Annotated in this window: 15 protein-coding genes; 9 read left to right on the forward strand and 6 right to left on the reverse strand. The window is 59.0% G+C overall.

Going from position 1 to position 19,156, the window contains the following annotated elements; all coding sequences use genetic code 11:
- Positions 1 to 211: 211 nt before the first annotated feature.
- Genes C4S72_RS20045 through C4S72_RS20060 form a run of 4 tightly spaced genes read left to right on the forward strand, consistent with a single transcriptional unit; the run spans position 212 to position 6,214 of the window.
- Positions 212 to 2,107: an ABC transporter ATP-binding protein gene (locus tag C4S72_RS20045; RefSeq protein WP_235009209.1), complete on the forward strand. Its 1,896-nt coding sequence runs from the start codon at positions 212 to 214 to the stop codon at positions 2,105 to 2,107.
- Positions 2,104 to 4,056, forward strand: coding sequence for an ABC transporter substrate-binding protein (locus C4S72_RS20050; protein WP_104004965.1), 1,953 nt, complete (start codon positions 2,104 to 2,106; stop codon positions 4,054 to 4,056). Before C4S72_RS20045 ends, C4S72_RS20050 begins: the two co-directional genes overlap by 4 nt.
- Entirely contained in the window at positions 4,056 to 5,054 is a 999-nt protein-coding gene (locus tag C4S72_RS20055) for an ABC transporter permease (protein WP_104004966.1), read from the forward strand. The genes C4S72_RS20050 and C4S72_RS20055 overlap by 1 nt, the downstream gene beginning before the upstream one ends.
- On the forward strand, positions 5,051 to 6,214 hold the full coding sequence (locus C4S72_RS20060; RefSeq protein WP_104004967.1) for an ABC transporter permease: 1,164 nt from the start codon (positions 5,051 to 5,053) through the stop codon (positions 6,212 to 6,214). The genes C4S72_RS20055 and C4S72_RS20060 overlap by 4 nt, the downstream gene beginning before the upstream one ends.
- Positions 6,215 to 6,228: 14 nt before the next feature.
- Here the strand turns inward: C4S72_RS20060 and C4S72_RS20065 are convergent, their stop codons facing one another.
- A complete protein-coding gene (locus C4S72_RS20065) occupies positions 6,229 to 8,859 on the reverse strand; it encodes an ABC transporter transmembrane domain-containing protein (protein ID WP_104004968.1) in 2,631 nt (876 codons plus the stop codon).
- A gap of 212 nt (positions 8,860 to 9,071) precedes the next feature.
- Between C4S72_RS20065 and C4S72_RS20070 the strand changes: the two genes are divergently transcribed.
- From C4S72_RS20070 to C4S72_RS20080, 3 genes are read left to right on the forward strand one after another with little or no spacing between them, the layout of a single operon-like run.
- Entirely contained in the window at positions 9,072 to 10,322 is a 1,251-nt protein-coding gene (locus C4S72_RS20070) for a glycosyltransferase family 4 protein (RefSeq protein ID WP_104004969.1), read from the forward strand.
- The gene (locus C4S72_RS20075; protein WP_104004970.1) at positions 10,319 to 11,464 is read left to right on the forward strand and encodes a glycosyltransferase family 4 protein; all 1,146 of its coding nucleotides are present in this window, start codon (positions 10,319 to 10,321) and stop codon (positions 11,462 to 11,464) included. Before C4S72_RS20070 ends, C4S72_RS20075 begins: the two co-directional genes overlap by 4 nt.
- A gap of 52 nt (positions 11,465 to 11,516) precedes the next feature.
- A complete protein-coding gene (locus tag C4S72_RS20080) occupies positions 11,517 to 12,119 on the forward strand; it encodes a histidine phosphatase family protein (RefSeq protein WP_104004971.1) in 603 nt (200 codons plus the stop codon).
- Between the two features lie 12 nt (positions 12,120 to 12,131).
- Here the strand turns inward: C4S72_RS20080 and C4S72_RS20085 are convergent, their stop codons facing one another.
- From C4S72_RS20085 to C4S72_RS20105, 5 genes are all read right to left on the reverse strand, one after another.
- Positions 12,132 to 12,881, reverse strand: a complete 750-nt coding sequence (locus C4S72_RS20085; protein WP_104004972.1) for a polysaccharide deacetylase family protein — start codon at positions 12,879 to 12,881, stop codon at positions 12,132 to 12,134.
- Positions 12,874 to 14,088, reverse strand: a complete 1,215-nt coding sequence (locus tag C4S72_RS20090; RefSeq protein WP_104004973.1) for a glycosyltransferase family protein — start codon at positions 14,086 to 14,088, stop codon at positions 12,874 to 12,876. Before C4S72_RS20090 ends, C4S72_RS20085 begins: the two co-directional genes overlap by 8 nt.
- Positions 14,069 to 15,277 carry a glycosyltransferase family protein gene (locus tag C4S72_RS20095; protein WP_104005239.1) on the reverse strand — a complete coding sequence of 403 codons (1,209 nt, stop codon included), beginning with the start codon at positions 15,275 to 15,277 and terminating at the stop codon, positions 14,069 to 14,071. Before C4S72_RS20095 ends, C4S72_RS20090 begins: the two co-directional genes overlap by 20 nt.
- A 564-nt stretch (positions 15,278 to 15,841) precedes the next feature.
- The gene (locus tag C4S72_RS20100; protein ID WP_104004974.1) at positions 15,842 to 16,510 is read right to left on the reverse strand and encodes an HD domain-containing protein; all 669 of its coding nucleotides are present in this window, start codon (positions 16,508 to 16,510) and stop codon (positions 15,842 to 15,844) included.
- Positions 16,507 to 16,986 (reverse strand): cyclic nucleotide-binding domain-containing protein, encoded by a 480-nt coding sequence (locus C4S72_RS20105; protein WP_104004975.1) that lies wholly within the window; start codon positions 16,984 to 16,986, stop codon positions 16,507 to 16,509. Before C4S72_RS20105 ends, C4S72_RS20100 begins: the two co-directional genes overlap by 4 nt.
- Positions 16,987 to 17,063: 77 nt before the next feature.
- On the opposite strand from C4S72_RS20105, the gene C4S72_RS25815 reads away from it, so the two are divergent.
- Both C4S72_RS25815 and C4S72_RS20110 read left to right on the forward strand, forming a co-directional pair.
- Positions 17,064 to 17,231, forward strand: a complete 168-nt coding sequence (locus tag C4S72_RS25815) for a hypothetical protein (RefSeq protein WP_160115555.1) — start codon at positions 17,064 to 17,066, stop codon at positions 17,229 to 17,231.
- A 347-nt stretch (positions 17,232 to 17,578) separates the two neighbouring features.
- On the forward strand, positions 17,579 to 18,895 hold the full coding sequence (locus C4S72_RS20110; RefSeq protein WP_160115556.1) for a nitrate regulatory protein: 1,317 nt from the start codon (positions 17,579 to 17,581) through the stop codon (positions 18,893 to 18,895).
- The last annotated feature ends 261 nt before the right edge of the window (positions 18,896 to 19,156 follow it).

The raw sequence follows: 19,156 nt of genomic DNA on the forward strand, positions 1-19,156 counted from the left end.
ACTGAGCTGCATCTGTATTGCCAAGAAGATTATGCCCGCACCCGCATAAAAGCCATAAATACAACTATATCTATCAGTAATAATTGTTATTTTGTGCTTACAAAGTAATCCGTTTACTGCATAAACTCTTTGCAGGACCCTGTTTTTTTCAGGAACCGCTTTTTCAGGAACACCTCTGTTACCACATTGAGGAGTGCAAGTTATCAAACCCTTGCTTGCCATCAGGGACCTAGCCGTAGAATTCAACCTGCACGGCACCCCCGTACCCGCAGTGAAAGGCATCTCGCTGACACTCTGGCCGGGGCGTACGCTCGCGCTGGTGGGCGAATCCGGCTCGGGCAAAACCGTTACGTCCCAGGCGATACTCGGTATTTTGCCGGCCAACGCCCGCATCTCGCAGGGCGAGATCCTGTTCACCCCGCCGAACAGCGAAACGGTGGATATCGCCGCGCTCAACCCTAACAGCCAGGCGATGCGCGAGATCCGTGGCGACAAGATTTCCATCATCTTTCAGGAGCCGATGGTGTCGCTCTCACCGATGCACACCATCGGTAACCAGATCACCGAAGCGATCCGCCTGCACCGCGATATTCCCAAGGCAGAAGAGAAACAGCTCTGCATCGAGATGCTGACGCTGGCCGGTTTCCCCAAACCGGAGCAGGCGTTCAACGCCTACCCGTTTGAACTCTCCGGCGGGCTGCGACAACGCGCCATGATCGCCATGGCGTTGATCTGTCACCCGGCCCTGCTGATCGCGGACGAGCCCACCACAGCGCTGGATGTGACCGTACAGGCGCAGATCCTGCACCTGATCAAATCGCTGCAGCAGAAGCTCGGCATGGCGGTGCTGCTGATCACACATGACCTGGGTGTGGTTGCCAATATGGCCGACGATCTGGTGGTGATGTACCACGGCGAGATCATGGAGAGCGGCCCCTCCGAGACGCTGTTCCGTGCCCCGCGCCACCCTTACCTGCAGGCACTGTTTGCTGCGGTGCCGCACTTCGATATGAAGCCGGGAGAACGACTGCGCCCGATTCGTGAAATCGATCACGAAACCAGTCCGTTCAGGCAGAGCGCCGCCAAAAAAGAGCAGATTCAGCCGCAGTCGGCGCCGCATCTGAGCATTACCAACCTGAGCAAAAGCTTCGGTTCGCGTAAGGGCAGCCTGCTTGGCAGCGAGCAGACAACCACCCGCGCCGTCTGCGACCTGAGCCTGGATATCGGTGTGGGCGAATCTTTTGGCCTGGTCGGTGAGAGCGGCTGCGGCAAGACCACGCTGAGCAAGATGCTGATGGGTGCGCTGAAACCGGACTCCGGCTCAATCATCTATAGCTCCCGGAACACACCGATTGACCTGGGCAGTCTGCAGGGCGAAGAGCTGCGTCAGTTCCGCCGCCGTATCGGTCTGGTGTTCCAGGATCCGCACGGAGCACTGAACCCGCGCATGACGATCATGAACATCCTGCGCGAGCCGTTGGTTATCCACAAATTCGGTAACGAGCAGAGCCAGCGCCAACGCGCCAAGGACCTGCTCGCACTGGTCGGCCTGAGCCCGCGTTTTCTTAACCGTTATCCGCACAGCCTGTCCGGCGGACAGCGACAGCGTGTCAGCATCGCCCGCGCCCTGGCGCTGGAGCCGGAACTGCTGATCCTGGATGAGCCGGTTTCCGCGCTGGATGTCTCGGTGCAGGCGCAGGTACTGAACCTGCTGAAAGACCTGCAGCAGGAGCTCGGCATGACCTATCTGTTTGTCTCCCACAACATCGCCGTGGTCGATTATATCGCCGACCGTATCGGCGTGATGTGCCGCGGCCGGCTGGTCGAGGTGGGTCGACGCGAGCAGATTCTGCGCAACCCCATCCACCCCTATACCCGCGCGCTGATGGCCGCGATTCCCTACCCGGATCTGGATCGCCCGCTGGATTTCCAGCGCATTATCGGCAGCAACTACAGCGATCCACAGTCCTGGGACAGCCCATACGCCCATGGCCCCGAGCAGCATACCGAGTGGCAGGAAGTGAGTGAAAATCACCTGGTCCGGGTCGCTGTGACGGCCACAGAAAGCACAACAGCGGGCACCGCAGGCGCGGAGGTCAGCCTATGAAACCGATATTCGCTTTTGCTGGCCTGTTAATTCTGAGCCTGTTCAGCAGCCTGCCCGCTTTCGCCGCGACAGCCGAAGGGCTGAACCTGCAGGAGCCGCCGGCTCTGCTTGAACAGGTGCAGTCAGGCGAGCTGCCGCCGATTGCTGAACGGGTGCCCTCTGCGCCCTTTGTCGATCAGCTGTTAAGCAGCTCCGATACGCTGGAGCCCGGCCGCTATGGCGGCTCGATCCGCCTGTTGATGGGCAAGGCTAAGGATATCCGCCAGTTGGTGGTATACGGCTATGCGCGCCTGGTCGCTTTCAACGAAAATGTCGAACTGCAGGCGGACCTGCTGGAGTCGTTCGAAGTAAAACAGCAGCGCGAATTCACCTTCCACCTGCGTCCCGGCCACCGCTGGTCTGATGGCGCGCCGTTTACCGCCGAGGACTTCCGCTACTTCTGGGAAGAGATGGCGATGAATGAAGAGCTCTCCCCCTTCGGGCCGCCCGCCTCGATGCTGGTGGATGGCGAGGTGCCCAAATTCGAGGTGCTCGACCCACTCACCGTGCGCTACACCTGGAGCAATCCAAACCCGGAATTCCTGCTGGCGCTGGCAGGCGCCAGCCCGCTGTTTATCTACCGGCCATCACATTATCTGAAGCAGTTTCACGTCAACTACGCCGAGCCCTACAAGCTGGCTGAGCTTGTCGCCAACGCCAACATCAAGAAGAAAAACTGGACCGGCCTGCATCAGCGCATGGACCACCAGTACCCCTTCGATAACCCTGAACTGCCGACGCTACAGCCCTGGATACCGACCACCGAGATGCCGTCGGAGCACTTCATTTTCAAGCGTAACCCCTACTACCATCGCGTTGATGCCAAGGGACACCAGCTGCCCTACCTGGATGAGATCGTCATCGATATCGCCAGCAGCAAGCTGATTCCGGCGAAGACCGGTGCCGGTGAGGCTGACCTGCAGGGGCGCTACCTGGAGATGAGCAACTACACCTTCCTGCGCGAAGGCACCGCCCGCAATCCATACGATGTGCGGCTGTGGAGCACCTCACGCGGCTCACGCGTCGCGCTTTATCCCAACCTGAACACCAACGACGATACCTGGCGCCCGCTGATCCGCGATGTCCGCTTCCGCCGCGCTCTGTCGCTGGCGATCAACCGCCACGAAATCAACCAGGTGATCTATTTCGGGCTGGCGCTGGAAGGCGCCGATACGCTGATCCCGGAATCCCCGCTGTACCGCGAGGAGTACCGTAAAGCCTGGGCCGGCTTCGACCTGAAGCAGGCCAATGCACTGCTCGACGAACTCGGCCTTACCGAGCGCGACGATCGCGGCATCCGCATCCTGCCCGACGGTCGCCCCATGGAGATCATTATCCAGAGCGCCGGCGAGAGCACCGAAGAGACCGATATCCTCGAACTGATTCACGACAGCTGGATGGATATCGGCGTGAAGCTGCACGTAAAGCCCACCGAGCGTGAGATCTTCCGCAACCGGGTGTTTGCCGGCGACGCCCTGATGTCGGTCTGGCCGGGGATCGAAAATGGCCTGGCCACCGCCGATATGAGCCCGGCGGAATTTGCCCCCACCTCGCAGCAACAGCTGTGCTGGCCCAAGTGGGGCAAACATTATGAAACCGATCAGGAAAGCCCACCGGATATGGAAGAACCCCAGCGTCTGCTGGCGCTGTACAAGGAGTGGCGCCACGCCGACAGCATCGAACAGAAACGAGCGGCCTGGGACGAAATCCTCAGCATACGCGCCGATCAGGTCTACTCCATCGGCACGGTCACCCAGGTGAAGCAGCCGATTGTGGTGAATAAGGCGCTGCGCAACGTGCCCGATACGGCGCTGTGGAACTGGGAGCCTAACGCCTTCTTCGGCCGCTTCCGGCCGGAGCGCTTCTGGCTGGATGTGGATAACTCCATCACTTCGGCGGAGGTTCAGTAATGCTGCCCTACATTGGCCGCCGCATCCTGATGATGATCCCGACCCTGATCGTCATCAGCTTCATCATCTTCGTGATTATCCAGCTGCCGCCAGGGGATTACCTGGAAAGCTATATCTCGGAGCTGGAGAGCCAGGGCGAATCCATAGACCCCGCTCAGATCGCCGCCCTGCGCGCCCAGTACGGGCTCGATGAGCCGTTCCTGGTGCAGTATTTCACCTGGGCCACGGGGATGCTGCACGGCGATTTCGGCTACTCCTTCGAGTACGGGCTGCCGGTCAGCGAGGTGGTCGGCGACCGCCTGTTCCTGACCGTTGTGATCTCGATTTTTACCATCGTCTTTACCTGGATGATCGCCTTCCCGATCGGCATGTACACCGCCACCCACCAGTACAGCTGGGGCGATTACGGCCTGACGCTGGTGGGCTTTCTCGGCCTGGCGACACCCAACTTTCTGCTGGCGCTGGTGATGCTCTACTTCGCCAACGTCACTTTCGGCATCTCCATCGGCGGCTTGATGGACCCGGAATACCTGGATGCCGACTGGAGCTGGGACAAGTTCGTCTCGATCCTGCAGCACCTGTGGATACCGGTCATCGTGATCGGCACCTCCGGCACCGCGGCGATGATCCGCCGCCTGCGCGCAAACCTGCTCGATGAGCTGCATAAACCCTATGTGGTCACCGGCCGCGCCAAGGGCGTACCGCCGTTCAAACTGTTGGTGAAATACCCGCTGCGCGTGTCACTGAACTTCTTTGTCGCCGATATCGGCAGCATGCTGCCCAGCATCATCTCCGGCGCCGAAATCGTCGCCGTGGTGCTGTCACTGCCGACCACGGGCCCGATCCTGATCGCCGCGCTGCAGAGTCAGGATATGTATCTGGCGGGTTCCTTCCTGATGTTCCTGGCCCTGCTGACCGTGATCGGCGTGCTGATCTCCGATATTGCCCTGGCCCTGCTTGATCCACGTATCCGACTGGAAGGAGGGCGTGCGGCATGAGAAACGATCAAGTGATGGAGCATTATGTTTCCGACAAACCGTTCGATCCGCAGAGCATCGAACAGCTGACACCGGCGCAGGAGAAACTCTACTACGCCTCTCAGTGGCAATTGATGTGGTGGGGGTTCAAGCGGCATAAGCTGGCGCTGTTCTGCGGTGTGCTGCTGGTGGCGATGTATCTGTCGATTCTGATCGCCGAGGTTCTCGCCCCCTACGCGCTGAAAACCCGCCACACCGACTACATCTACTCGCCGCCCCAGCCGGTGCATCTGTTCCATGAGGGCGAGTTTGTCGGCCCCTTCGTCTATGGCTGGCAGCAGACCCTGAACATGGACAAGCTGATACGGGAGTACTCGGAGAACACCAGCAAGGTCTATCCGCTGAGCTTTTTCTGCCGCAGCGACACTTACGAGTTCTGGGGCATCTGGGAGAGAGATATCCACCTGTTCTGCGCCCCTGAGGGCGCGACGATCTTCCTGCTGGGCACCGACCGGCTTGGCCGGGATATGCTCTCGCGCACCATCTACGGCGCAAGGATCTCTCTGACCATCGGCCTGATCGGCATCTTTATCAGCTTCGTGCTGGGGATAACTTTGGGGGGCCTCGCCGGCTACTACGGCGGCTGGGTGGACTCATCGGTACAGCGCGTCACCGAGGTAATCCGCTCCTTCCCTGAGCTGCCGTTGTGGATGGCGCTGTCGGCGATCTTGCCGGTGACCTGGAGTCCGCTCTGGGTGTTCTTCGGTATCACGCTGATTCTTGCGCTGCTGGACTGGACCGGCCTCGCCCGGGCTGTCCGTTCGAAGTTGATGGCACTGCGCGAAGAGGACTACTGCATGGCGGCAGAGCTGATGGGCGCAAGACCCTCACGGGTGATCCGCAGGCACCTGTTGCCGGGGATTCTCAGTCACCTGATCGCCTCGGCGACCCTGTCAATACCGGCGATGATCCTGGGTGAAACCGCGCTCAGTTTCCTTGGACTGGGCTTGCGGCCACCGATCACCAGTTGGGGTGTGCTGCTGAACGAGGCGCAGAATATCAACGTGGTGGCGATCTACCCCTGGCTGATTCTGCCGGTGGTGCCGGTCATCATCGTGATTCTGGCGTTCAACTTCTTCGGTGACGGTTTAAGGGATGCAGCCGACCCGTACAAACACTGACGGGACGGCTGGCCTTATTCGCTAAGCAGCTGCTGGAACGTATCGCTACGTTGTTCCAGCTCGCTGTAGCTACCCTGATCCACCAGACGACCCTGCTCGACCACCAGCACATCATCACAGTACTGCGCCAGCTTGGGTCGGCTGGTGATCAGCACCAGACCGCGGCCGGTAAGCATCTGCCGCAGGTTGGAGAGAATATTGATCTCGGTGGAGCTATCCAGGTTGGCGGTAGCATCGTTGACCACCACCACATCCGGCTTGCACACGAGGGTCCTGGCGAACGCCAGCTTCTGGCGCTGAGCCACCGACAGGCGGCGTCCACCGGTGCCCACATCGAAGTCCAGCCCGGTATTGCGGATCGCCCGCACCAGGCCAAGCCGGCCCACCTCTTCCTGGATCAGTTCGGAGATCTTCTCCTGACCGCGGACCACGCCGTAACCGGTGCGGCCGAAGAGGATGTTTTCCTGCAGCGTCAGGCCAGAGTTATAGGACTCGCTGTCGAAATACTCGATATCCAGTGAACGCTGCCCCTCGCCCTTGCCCCAGATCTCGGCGAACGCCTTACGGGCGTTGAGGATGCGCTGCTTCATGCCGGCATCGATGAGGCCCAAACGGTGCCGTGCCGGGCACAGCTGGTTGGTCAGGTAAAGCAGCTTCTGCACCGTCGCCATATCTTCCGTATCGATCTGCTTGGGATCGGTATTTTTCAGCAGCTCGCGGTATTCGGGCAGATCCTCGGCGCGAATAAAACTGAAACGCTCGAACAGATCGCTGCCCTCCTCCACATCGGAGAACAGCTCGACCATGGTCTCAGCCAGACGCCGGCCGATGATCAAAAAGTCATGCAACAGCCCCTGATCACGCAGGAACCTTATCGCTACCGGGTTTCGCGACGCCTCGTCGCTATTGAGACTGGACGACTTGGAGCCAAACAGCATGTTCTCGTGAACGGTGAGGTTCTCGTTGTAACGATCCCAGTCAAACGGCTCTACCAGTCCGGAGTATTCGTCCTCCTGCAAACGATTGTGTATCGAGGCGCGGGCGGCCAGCACTCCCTCTTTCAGCACATCGCCGGGCTGCTCAACGATGGTATTGAGGCCAAACTGGAACAGCTCTTCCGAGAGTTCCATCGCCTCGATCACCTGATGTACATGGTGCTCCAACCCGGCCCTGTCGGATAAGCCAAGCCGCTGCATATCGATCCACTGACCATCGGGATCGTCGCTGCTGTTGCCGGCACTGATCGCCAGGTGGATCTCGCGCTCACGCTCGGATTCATCCTCCGGCGGCAGGTAGCGCCGCCGCAGCGGATAGATCAGGTTATTCAGGATGGTGCCGCTGAACAGGTGCACATCGCTACTGACATAGCCGAGATGCTGGCCGATGGCGGACTCCGGCAGGGTCTGCATATCCGCGCCGGCAAAGTGCAGCGTGCCCGATGTGGGCAAATCCAGGCGCGCCAGGAGCAGGCCGATCTCGTGGATACCGCTGCCACCGGAACCGACGATGGCGGTGTGGCCATGCACCGGCAGGGTAAAGTTAAGCTGCTCAAGCTTGCTGCGGCCGATGCCCCGGTCATAGCCAACCCAGCGACCATCCCAGGCGCCCTTTTCCAGCTCAAGCTCAAGCACCGGGCCCGACTGCAGCGCAGGATCGAGCATGTCGGGCAGATCGAACTGCTCGACGATCTGCTCATACTTGATGCGCGCATCTTCCTTGGTCTGGTAGTAGCGCAGCAGCTCTTTCCAGGGCGCATCCAGGTCTTTATAAGCCGCCAGGACAGCGACCAAGGCGCCCAGTGACAGCTCGCCCTGGAGCACAAAGTAACCGCCGATCAGGTAGAAGAAAAACGGCGTCACCTGGGACAGGAAGTTATTCAAAAACTTGATGAAGAACTTCTTTTTGTACAGCTCGAAACGGATATCGAAGATCGCACCCAAACGCTTGCTGATCACCGCTTTTTCGTACTGCGAGGTGTCGCTGACATGGACCTCGTTGACCCCGGAGATGGTGTCGCTGATCCGTTCGCCCAGCTTACGTGCGGCCAAAACCCGCGCTTTGCCGAGCAGGTTGACCTTGCGTTGCAGTTTCGGGATCACGTACATCTGTAGCGGATAGAGCGCTATCGCTGCGGTGCCGAGCATCAGGTCCTGGTTGAAGATAAAGAACAGGTAGGTGATTAACAGGCCGCCCTGAAACGCGGGCAGCGCATAAGCTTCACCGACGAAGCCGCCCAGCGGCTCGGTTTCGGCAACCACAATGGGAATAATCTCGCCCTGGGAAACCTTGTCAAAACGGCTGGAGGGGAAGCGCAGCAGGCGCTCGAACAGCTCATAGCGCAGACGCCTCAGTGTGCGCTCGCCCACCACACCGCGATAGACGTTCAGCACGTATTTGATCGCGCCGTTGAGCAGCACCAGGCCAAGAAAAACGAAACAGAGAACAATCAGGTAGTCGAGCTGGTCGATCTGATAGCCGAACAGCTCCCGGGGTGGATTTGCGCCACCGATGGCATCGTTGACGATGCGTTTGGGCACCTCAAGCGTTGCATAGACAAACGGGAAGGAGATCAACGTCAACAGCAGGATCAGGATCTGATCCCTCATCGTATGTCGACGGATAAACTTGAATATGGATGAATCCATTCCGCTCCATCTCGGTAGGCGACACACCGGGTCTATCCCGGGGCATCAGACAGCATCAGATCTCGGTCAACTATACCATCAGCATAGCGAGTTAACTGATAAGATATACAACTTTTCTTATCTAACGCCCGGTGTCTCCGTACGAGCAGCGGTTACACCAGGCGATCGTTTAAAAGCAGGGCTCAAATGGAGCCCACGCGGAGAAAGTTACGTTGATCGCGCTAGTCCTGAAAGGATATCCAAGACTGTCAGAAACCTTTATCGCGCAGGAGATACTCGCACTGGAACGGCGTGGCCTGCAGATGACCATCGTCTCTCTTCGCCACCCCACCGACAAGGCCGTGCACCCGATCCATAAAGAGATCCAGTCACCGGTGCTCTACCTGCCGGAATATCTGCACCAGGAACCTTGGCGTGTGCTCAAGGGTTGCTTCTCGGCACTGCTGCGTCCCGGCTTTGGCAGAACCTTCGGCGCCTGGCTCAAGGACCTGCGTCGTGACTTCACCCGCAATCGCGTGCGCCGCTTCGGCCAGGCGCTGGTGCTTGCGCGTGAAATGCCCGCCAGCACCAGCGGCATCTACACCCATTTTATCCATACGCCCGGCTCGGTTGGCCGCTACACCAGCCTGCTGACCCAGCGCTCCTGGTTCGCCTCAGCCCACGCCAAGGATATCTGGACTCAGTCCCAGTGGGAGATCCAGGAGAAACTGGTTGACCTTGAATGGCTGGTAACCTGCACCGAGGCTAACAAGGACTATCTGGCGGCTCTGTCACCGGACCCCGCCAAGGTGGAGCTGGTCTACCACGGTATCGATTTCTCCCGTTTCCCAGAGCTTGCGGACCGCACCCCGAAAACCCACGACGGCCGTAACGGCCCGGTGGAATTGATCTCCGTCGGCCGCGCCGTAGAGAAAAAAGGCTACGACCTGCTGCTCTCAGCACTGGCGGCCCTGCCGCCGGAGTTGAACTGGCGCTTTACCCATATCGGCGGCGGCACCCTGGCTGAGAAGCTACGCGCACAGGCCGAGGAACTGGGTCTTTCCGAGCGCATCACCTGGCTCGGCGCCCAGCCGCAGACCGAGGTACTGGCACGCTACCGCGAGGCGGACCTGTTCGTGCTGCCGAGTCGCATCACCGCCGATGGCGACCGCGACGGCCTGCCCAACGTACTGATGGAAGCGCAGAGCCAGGGACTTAGCTGCCTGGCCACCAATATCTCCGGCATCCCGGAGCTGATCATCAACGGCGAGACCGGCACGCTGGTGGAGCAGAACGACCTGCCCGCGCTGACCGCGGCGCTTGAGCATCTGATCACTCACCCGGATGAGCGCAACGCTCTGGCGGAAGCCGGCCTGCACCGCGTACACCGACTGTTCTCGTTTGAGCGCGGCATCGACCATCTGATGGCCAAGTTCGATGCACACCAGCAGTCGATCAGCGCAAAAGCCTGTGAGTCGTCATGAATCCGGCGCCGCGCCTGGCGTTTTACGCGCCGCTGAAACCGCCTAGTCACGGTAACCCTTCCGGCGACCGCCTGATTGCCCAGCGGTTGATGCATACGCTGGGCCTGGCAGGGTTTGAGGTGACTCTGGCCAGTCACTTCCGCAGCTATGATCGCGCCGGCGACGCCCAGCGTCAGGCAAGGATCCGCCATACAGGTGAACGCCTCGCCGAGCGGCTGATACGCCGCTATCTCAAGCTACCGGCCAGCCAGCGTCCGCAGATCTGGTTCACTTATCATCTCTATCACAAGGCGCCGGACTGGATAGGTCCACGAGTAGCCAAGGCTCTGGCAATTCCCTACGTGATCGCCGAGGCCTCCTACGCCGGTAAACAGGCGGGCGGCCGCTGGGATCTCGGTTTTAACGCTTCGCGAGAGGCGATTCAGCAGGCCGATCTGATTCTGAGCCTGAATCCCTGCGACGAGGGTGGTGTTCTCGATGCGCGCGCCGATGCGCCGCTCGCTTACCTGGCCCCCTATCTGCCACCTGGTCTGGAAAACGCGAGCTATACGCTGGCGGAACACTCCCGCCTGCCGCTGGCCCAGCGGTTTAATCTGGACCCTGACCTCCCCTGGCTGATCGCCGTAGGTATGATGCGCCCCGGCGACAAGGAGACCTCCTACAAGCTGCTGGCCGAGAGTCTGAAGCTCTGCACGCAACAAAACCGGCAGGTGATTCTGGTTGGCGACGGCCGCGCCGAAGCGGCGATAAAACAGGCCTTTGCTGAGGTACCCGCGGTCTGCATGACCGGTCGCCTGACATCCGATACGCTAATACCTCTGCTACAGGCGTCGGACCTGATGGTCTGGCCAGCGGTCAATGAAGCTTTCGGTATGGCGCTGCTGGAAGCCCAGGCTGCAGGTACCTGGGTGATCGCCGGTAACGAGGGCGGCGTCAGTAGCATCGTCTCCGAAGGAGATAGCGGCAATCTGGTGACTCCCAGAGATCCCGCTGCCCTGGCGAGCGCCGTCGATCGTCTGCTGCAACAGCCTGAGCAACTGGCCTGCCTGGGTGAAAAAGCGAAAAGCTGGTGCCTGGCGCATCACAGTGAGAGCCAGGCCGAAGCACGGCTCAGGGAACTGCTGATCCCTTTAATCCAGTAACACTTAATCCAGTAACCCTTAATCTAAAAACTGAAGCGTTCAGGATCCGGCAATGACAGTCCAAGCATTTGAAATATTAGTGGTCCGTCACGGCAAAACCACGTGGAACCTGGAAAAGCGACTGCAGGGACGACGTGATATTCCGCTCAGTGACGAAGGGTTTGCACAGCTGGCCGGCAAACGCCCGCCCCAAGCCTTCGCCAGCATCCCCTGGTATGTGAGCCCCCTGCTGCGCGCCCAGCAGACCGCCAAGGCACTTGGCATCAATGACTTTATCACCACTGAAGCGCTGATCGAGATGAACTGGGGCGATTGGGAAGGTGAACGCCTGCCTGAGCTGCGCCGCCGTCTTGGCCCAGCCATGCAGCAGGAGGAAGATAAGGGACTGGATCTTTCGCCACCTAACGGCGAATCACCACGGCAGGTGCGTACGCGCATCCTGACCTGGCTGCAGACCGCAGGGTTCGCTACGGAAAAAATCGGGCTGGTCACCCATAAGGGCGTGATCCGCGCCCTGCTCAGCGAGGCGCTGGACTGGCAAATGCTGGAGGCGTGCCCGGTCAAAATCCGTTGGGACCAGGCACTGCTGTTTCGCTGTTCAGCCGAAGGGATCGAGCTACTGGACTACAATATTCCCCTGGACTCCAGCGGCTGAGGGTACAGGCTTTTAGCTGAAAATCTCCTTCGCCGTACACCAGTGGGCGCCGGCTTTTAGCGTCAGATCGAAGAGCTGCGGCAGGAATGCCCAGACACCCTCATCATGCACCAGATGGTGGGTCATCACTCCGGTAGGCTCACTGCTGTCCACCTCACCCAGGCGGCGCTGCTGTAGATGAGTAATGATCTGCGCCAGCGACCGCTCTTCACCGGCGAAGCAGCGCCCTGCTTTCCAGTTGATCAGATCGGCGTGCACATTAACCTCGATGAGCCTTTTCTGCTTACAACTACGAGGCCCAAGCGTGGAAAGCCCAGTGAAACCTAGGCCTGGCAGCGCATCGATCACCTGCTCACCCAGTCGGTTCCAGGGCGGGACCAGAACCGGCAGGAACGCATCGCCGAACAGCTCAGCGAGCTTTGCCTGTCCCTTACCCAGTTCGTCGGTGATCTCGGCCAGCGGTCGATGATTGCCCAGTTCGCACTTTCGCTCGCTGGGTGGCACATGGCTGAGATGGGAAAAACCGTGCTGCAGCACGCTGACCGCGCTCGCCTGCTTAACTCTCTCTGCCAGGGAGGCTTCAGCCCCGGCGGGAATAGTCGCCAGCGCCAGCGGAACATGAAAGCGGTCGCTGATTTCGATCAACTGCTCCAGCGCATCGCTGGGCCTTTCTGCATCATCGTCGCGCCACCAGAGCGTCGCTTGCTGGCCCGACTCACGCCATAACGCCAGCTCCGTTTCCAGCGCTTTCCAATCAGCCACCCAGGGTCTCCAACTTGTTCTCCGGTTTCACTGTTTTTCGGCTTTCAAGCGCTTCACCGAGCAGCCGGGCACAGTGCGCAGCGCCCTGCAGATCGATATCCACCTGTTCCGGGTGCAGGGCGACAGCCCGGTCCACCGCCTGCGCCATGGCTTCTGGCGTCAGATCTCGCTCCCGGACCAGGGCGCACAGCCCGAACTGCGCCAGTTTCGAAGTGCGTTCAAGCTGTTCTGTCTCGCCTTCGCCCTCAAAGGGGACGATCACCGCCGGGGCCCTTGCAACCAACAGATCCATCACCGTGTTGTAGCCACCCTGGGAGATCGACAGACCGCAACGGGTTAATAACGCGGGGAAATCCGGGCGCGACGGCTCGACAATAACACCGGGTTTAACTCCCAGCTCCAGCTCCGCACGTTCATGTGTGGGAACATTCGGCCCCATCAGAAAGCGCCATGTGTGTTCAGCCAGCAGTGTCTGGCTGCGTCCATCCATTGCCGCACGCATCAGGCCAAAGCCAACGGCGCCGCCTCCGCTGGAAACCAGCACCTCGCCTTCGCCTTCCGCTTCACCGTCCTCGGCATCGGATGCGGCGATAGAATCGGTGACGTAACCGGTATAACGGATTTTTTCAGCAATCTCGGCAGCGGCGGGAAAACTGCTTTCGAACGGCACGAAACGACCATCGCCGTGCACCAGCACCAGATCGAAATAGCGCTCGATCAGCGAGACTGTTTCGGCCACGCGCTCCGCCTTGCGTGCCTGCACAATATCGCGCACCGAGCAGGCTATCAGCGGCCGCTTCTCTGCATTCGAAGCCAGCTCCAGCAGAGGCTTCAGCTCCCAGCGTAACTGGCGGCGGCCAAAGGGGTAATTTTCGATCACGAGGATATCGGGCTGAACCGCTGCAAAGGTATCCAGCAGTATTCCCTTACGATGCTCACGGAACCCATCGTCCAGGGGTTCTCCCTCGGCAGTCACCAGCGCACTGAACGCCGCATCCGCCGTTTTCACCGGCGGCAACTGCACCAGCTGCGCGCCATCGAAGTTGAATAGCGGCACAGGCTCGCCACCACTCACCACACAGACGTCAAAGCCGGCCTCGAGCCAGCCTTTGACCAGTAGTGAGGCACGTTTGATATGACCCACGCCCAGCAGGTGCTGGACATAAAACATCAGTGTCGGAGCAGGCTTATCCACAGGCCACTTCATCCTCTACATCCATCAGTTCCTGCAGATCGAGGCAGATGGTCTCCAGCCCGCTCATGAAATTGGGCGGCATCTGCCCCGAAGGCGGCTGCTTCAGATGCAGCTGGCTCAGTGCGCTCTGGAGCTCCTGCTCCAGATCGGGGCTGTCCGGGTCGAGGCAGGAGGTGAGTCCCAGCGCCTCGGCCTTTTTCGCCCTCAGCCACTGCTCCTGTCGCGGTACCTTGCGTGGCAGCAGCACCGACTGTTTGTCGAACGAGAGAATCTCACAGAATGTGTTGTAGCCGCCCATGGCGACCACGCCGCTGGCGTCCTGCAACAGCGCCTCCATGCAGTTATCGAAGGTGATAATGCCCACCTGTTCGAGCTGCGCAGCACGGTGCTGAAACGCTTCCTGGGTCTCGCTGGGCATAAAGGGCCCCATCACGATCAGCAGGTTAAGCGGCATTTTCCGGTCGGATTCATAAACTCGCAGAACCTGATCAACCATTTCGATGCCATCTCCGCCACCGCCCGGCGTCACCAGGATATAGGGACGCTGCACCTGCTCCAGATTGAGCGAGGTATAGGTGCTCGGCAGCGAACGGCGCAGATAACCGGTGTAGAGCATCTTCGACTCGATACGCGCCTGCCCCGGGATAGTCTCCAACGGATTACCCATGGATCGGTCACCATAGACCCAGATACGGCTGTAGTAACGCTCGATCGCCTCGATCGCTTTTTTCTGCTCCCACTCCGGGGCCAGAAGCTCCGGTGTGTCGAGCACATCACGCAGACCAAGCACCGCGGGCACGCCCTTTTCCTTGAGCATCTCGAGCGTCGGCTCGATCTCGCCCTTAAGCCCCAGCGGCTCCTTGTCGACGATAAACAGCTCCGGATCGAACACCTCAGCGGTATGACGGATGATCGACTCCCGCAGCGCCAGGGTATTGCTCAGGTCCTGCAGCAGGCTCAGCGAGGTGTAGTCGCCGTTATGCAGCTTGATCACGCCGGGGATACGCACAAAATCGACGCGGGCCTTGAAACTGAAACTGCCGATAATCGGCGAGCCGGTCAAAATCAGCACGGTGGCGGATTTGTAGCGGTCAACGATGGCATGGGCGATGGCCCGGCAACGACGCAGATGGCCCAGACCGAAGGTGTCGTGGCTGTACATGAGAATGCGGCGGGGGGTGCGAGATTCCGGCTGTGACATACTAAAACCCTGTATCAACTCACCCATACAAACACCATGGGCTCTTTCCCTCTTTGCCGGCATGGTGACTACGCCAGGCACACAGATAAACCAATCAGATCAGAAATTCAGATCCACATAGCGGATCCAAAACAACACTTCGATATAACGCCGATGGCGACCCGGCAACGAACGGCGCTATAGGGCCTCAGTATAAAGGCTATAACCCCGTTCGCGATTCCTCTAATGAAGCCTTTTTTTGCATATTCTTACAAAGAAACCAGGCAACCGCCTGAATCGGCGTCACTGAAAGCCCCGAAATCGCTGCTGCGCGTAGATTTAACAAGCCTCAGGTAGCAGCGTGATGATCAGGCTCAAGTGTTTCGTTCCGATGAATCTGAAGTCGCTCCGCCGATTCCTTCACAGCGAAGATTGTTTACTTATAGCGTCATAACGACGCCCAGTAAGCAGCCGTGCTCAAGCCATAAAAAGCTGTGCGGGAGGCTAGCGTTCAGGCATGAAGATAAAAAGTGATGGATAACAGAAATGCGGTGAAAGCGGTCAGCTTTCCCGGTATCTACGGACCTAGCGCTGACCCACCGCGATGCGGTGACCGAGTCTTACGCGGCGCTTCTGCAGCAGGTCGATCATGCGCAGCATGTTGTTGCGGGCGTCCTGTTCGTGATGCTGCTGAAACGCTTCGCTGTAATAGAAACTGGGGCGTTCAAGCATCCGCTGCAGGAAGCCGATCTGGCTTTCGCAGAACTCCAGATCAGTGAGCCAGTGACGCTCAAGGCGGCAATGCACGGTATCGACCAGGTACTGATGCCAGGGACGGGCAAAGCTCGCCATGTCGATATCGACCATCAGCGCTTCTTCCGCACTTTGCGGCGGCGTTGTATGGGTGGTGTAGCCAATCATGCGGACGATCTTCTCGCGCCGCTCGGCGGCCATGCCCTCTCCGACCATCCGTGCAAACAGCTGTGCGCTGCGCTCTTCATGGCCGATAGGCGTGGGGAGATAACAAGCATCGTGGAACCAGATCGACAGCTCTACCGCATCGGCATCCTCAACGGTATCAGCATAAAGATCCAGCCACTTCAGGCATTCATCGATATGGCTGAAATCGTGGTAGTAGCGCTCGGCATGCCGATACTGTTTTTCCAGGTAGGCGCAGACCCACTCGGCATCGCCGCTACTGCTGGAAGCAGTGACGTTGCGTGTCCACAGCTGCTTGAAACGATCGGCATTCACTCGCTGCACTTCTCTTGCTTTAGTTCCGACAGGCGCGCCTGCAGGCTCTCGTTGATCTGCATCGCCTGAGCCAGCTTATCGCAGAGCTGACGCATCACGTCGAGCGCCACGTCGGAGTTTCTGGTCATCATATCGATAAAGGCATCAGCCTCTATGCGCAGTACTCGGGCCTCGGTCAGCGCCCTGACGGTCGCTGTACGGCGGCTTTTGGCAATAACCGCGATTTCACCAATCACGTCGCCACGCTGGCGGACAATGGACTGTTCCCGCCCACAAGTGGTCAGGGAAACGATTTCCAGTTCACCATCCATCACCAGATAAACACAGTCCGAAGGATCGTTTACCTTGATCAGGACTTCACCGGGCTTGCAGGTCAGCAATTGACTCGTAAACGCCAGCAGCTTCAGCTTCGAAATATCCACTTTCGCGAACATCGGAATCTGACGAAGTCGTTCAACTTCCTGATTGATATCCAAGGTAACACCTAGCGTCAAAATAAAATCGGACAAGTCTTCAAGATATGCACTGGAACCGTAGCTGGTCAAGTGAGCTGATGTTGCAAGCACTTGATGCGAGCGGCGGATGGGCAACGACTTTGCGAGCAAAGAAACGATACCGGCATATTGTTACAAACATCTTTATTACAGATTCGGGAAATAAAGCAATACTCGTACCACAAAACCTGCAAGCGACAAAGTTTAAAGCTTCAACATTTTATTGATAAACAATACTTTAGCCGCATCACCACCGACCATTAAGTCATTTAATAACATACACTTAAAAATCAACCATCCTTCATTTTGTGAAGCAGACTCCTAATAAGGTTATCGGCCCGCATCTGCTGCGCTTGAGCATCTGACAACCCCCCAAGGCCCAAAGCTAGCCAAGAGCGAGCCCTGACAACTCACTTATGCAAAGAAGGCTTTTGCAGACGACCTTTGCCCAGGCCCCGCTTTTGCAATAGCTTAGGGGTTAAGCAAGCCCCCTGTTCATCAAACCTGTAGTACGAGCTTCGGCAGGTGCCCCTGTCCACATTTCCCGGAGCCTATTCCGTAAATGGAGCCGAGCATGCCGCAGAGTCAGCAGAGAATCGAGGCGTTTTTCCTCGCATCCAAACAGTCCGAAATCGCATCGTTGAAGCAGTTGATGGCCAGCTGTACCCAAGTCACCCAGGTCAGCAACCTGATCCACGAACTGCAGCGGGAACGCGGGCTGTCCAATGTCTACCTGGCATCCGGCGGCACCCGCCTCTGTGATCAGCGGCTGGCCCAGATCGACAGCGCCCGCCGGGCGGAAGCCGACTTCCGTATCGGCCTCGAACAGCTAGATCTGGAAACCGGCCCCCTGGCCGGTCGCGCACGCCTGTTCAACAATCTTGCTCACGTTCTTCATGGCCTGGATGCCCTGCCCGGCCTGCGTCAGGCGGTAGATCAGCTTGAGCTTAAGCCCGAGCAGAGCACCCAGGCCTACAGCCGGCTGATGGAGTCACTACTGGGTGTTATCTTCGAGGCGGCGGATATCTCCGATGACCCGGAGATCACCCGTCAACTGGTGGCGATGTTCAACCTGATGCAGGGCAAGGAGTACGCCGGCCAGGAGCGCGCCTGGGCGGTCAGCGGCATCGCCGCAGGGGAGTTCAGTGCCGAGCTTCTCGAACGCATAGGCAACCTGATCGAAGCCCAGGAGCACTGTTTTTCCACGTTCAAAGAGTTTGCCCTGCAACCGCAACTGGATGCCTGGCAGATGCTGCTGGAGCAACCCGAAACCGATGAGTTCATGCGGCTACGGCAGGTGATCGCAAGGCTGACGCCTGGCGCCGGGGTACCGCCCGATATCAGCGAGGTCTGGTACGACCTGGCCACCCGGCGTATCGATGCGATGCAGGTGTTGGAGCGGGAACTGGCCGACCTGCTGCTGACCCTGAGCGACGAACGCGTCCAGCAGGCCAACAGCGACCTAAAAAACCAGCGCGCCAGCCTGGCATCGCTGCAGTCCTCACTGGAAAGCTCTGCCGACAGCCAGGCTCCCTCACCGCTGACCCTGCTGCTGGGCTACACCTCCGCCTTGCCGCCCGCCGGCGCTGCCGGTGGCGCCGACTGGGTGCGCTCGCTCTACGGCCTGGTGCAGCAGCAGGCAGAAAGCCTGAAGCAGATGAGCAGCGAACTGGGCGCCGCGCGTCAGGCGCTGTCTGAACGCAAGCTGCTGGAGCGCGCCAAGGGTCTTTTGATGCAGTACCATGGGCTGGATGAGGAGCAGGCGTTTCGGACCCTCCAGCAGAGCGCCATGTCACAGAAAAAGCGCCTGATCGAGGTAGCCGAAAAGGTGATTGCCGATGTTGAGCGGATAAAAGGCGGACACAAAACGGCACGCAGGGCTCCAAACTAGCGCAAAAAACGGCCCGGCCGCACCAATGACAAACATTCTCGATCGCTAAACAGATCTCTAATACAGCTATTTCTGTTGATATTCTGCGGCTCCGCGCGTTTTAAAAACTTGGCACACCGGTTGCTTTAGTCCCTGTATCTGAGTCAGTAATGGCTCCGACTAACAAGCTGAGAGTTTCCGGACAACGGCGTCCACCTCCCTCCTCTTTTACAGAAGGCGGGAAGTGGGCGTTTTTTTTTGCAAGCTCCAGCACAACCGATT

Origin of the sequence: Marinobacterium lutimaris, assembly GCF_900108065.1 — a bacterium.
Classification (GTDB): Bacteria; Pseudomonadota; Gammaproteobacteria; order Pseudomonadales; family Balneatricaceae; genus Marinobacterium_D; species Marinobacterium_D lutimaris.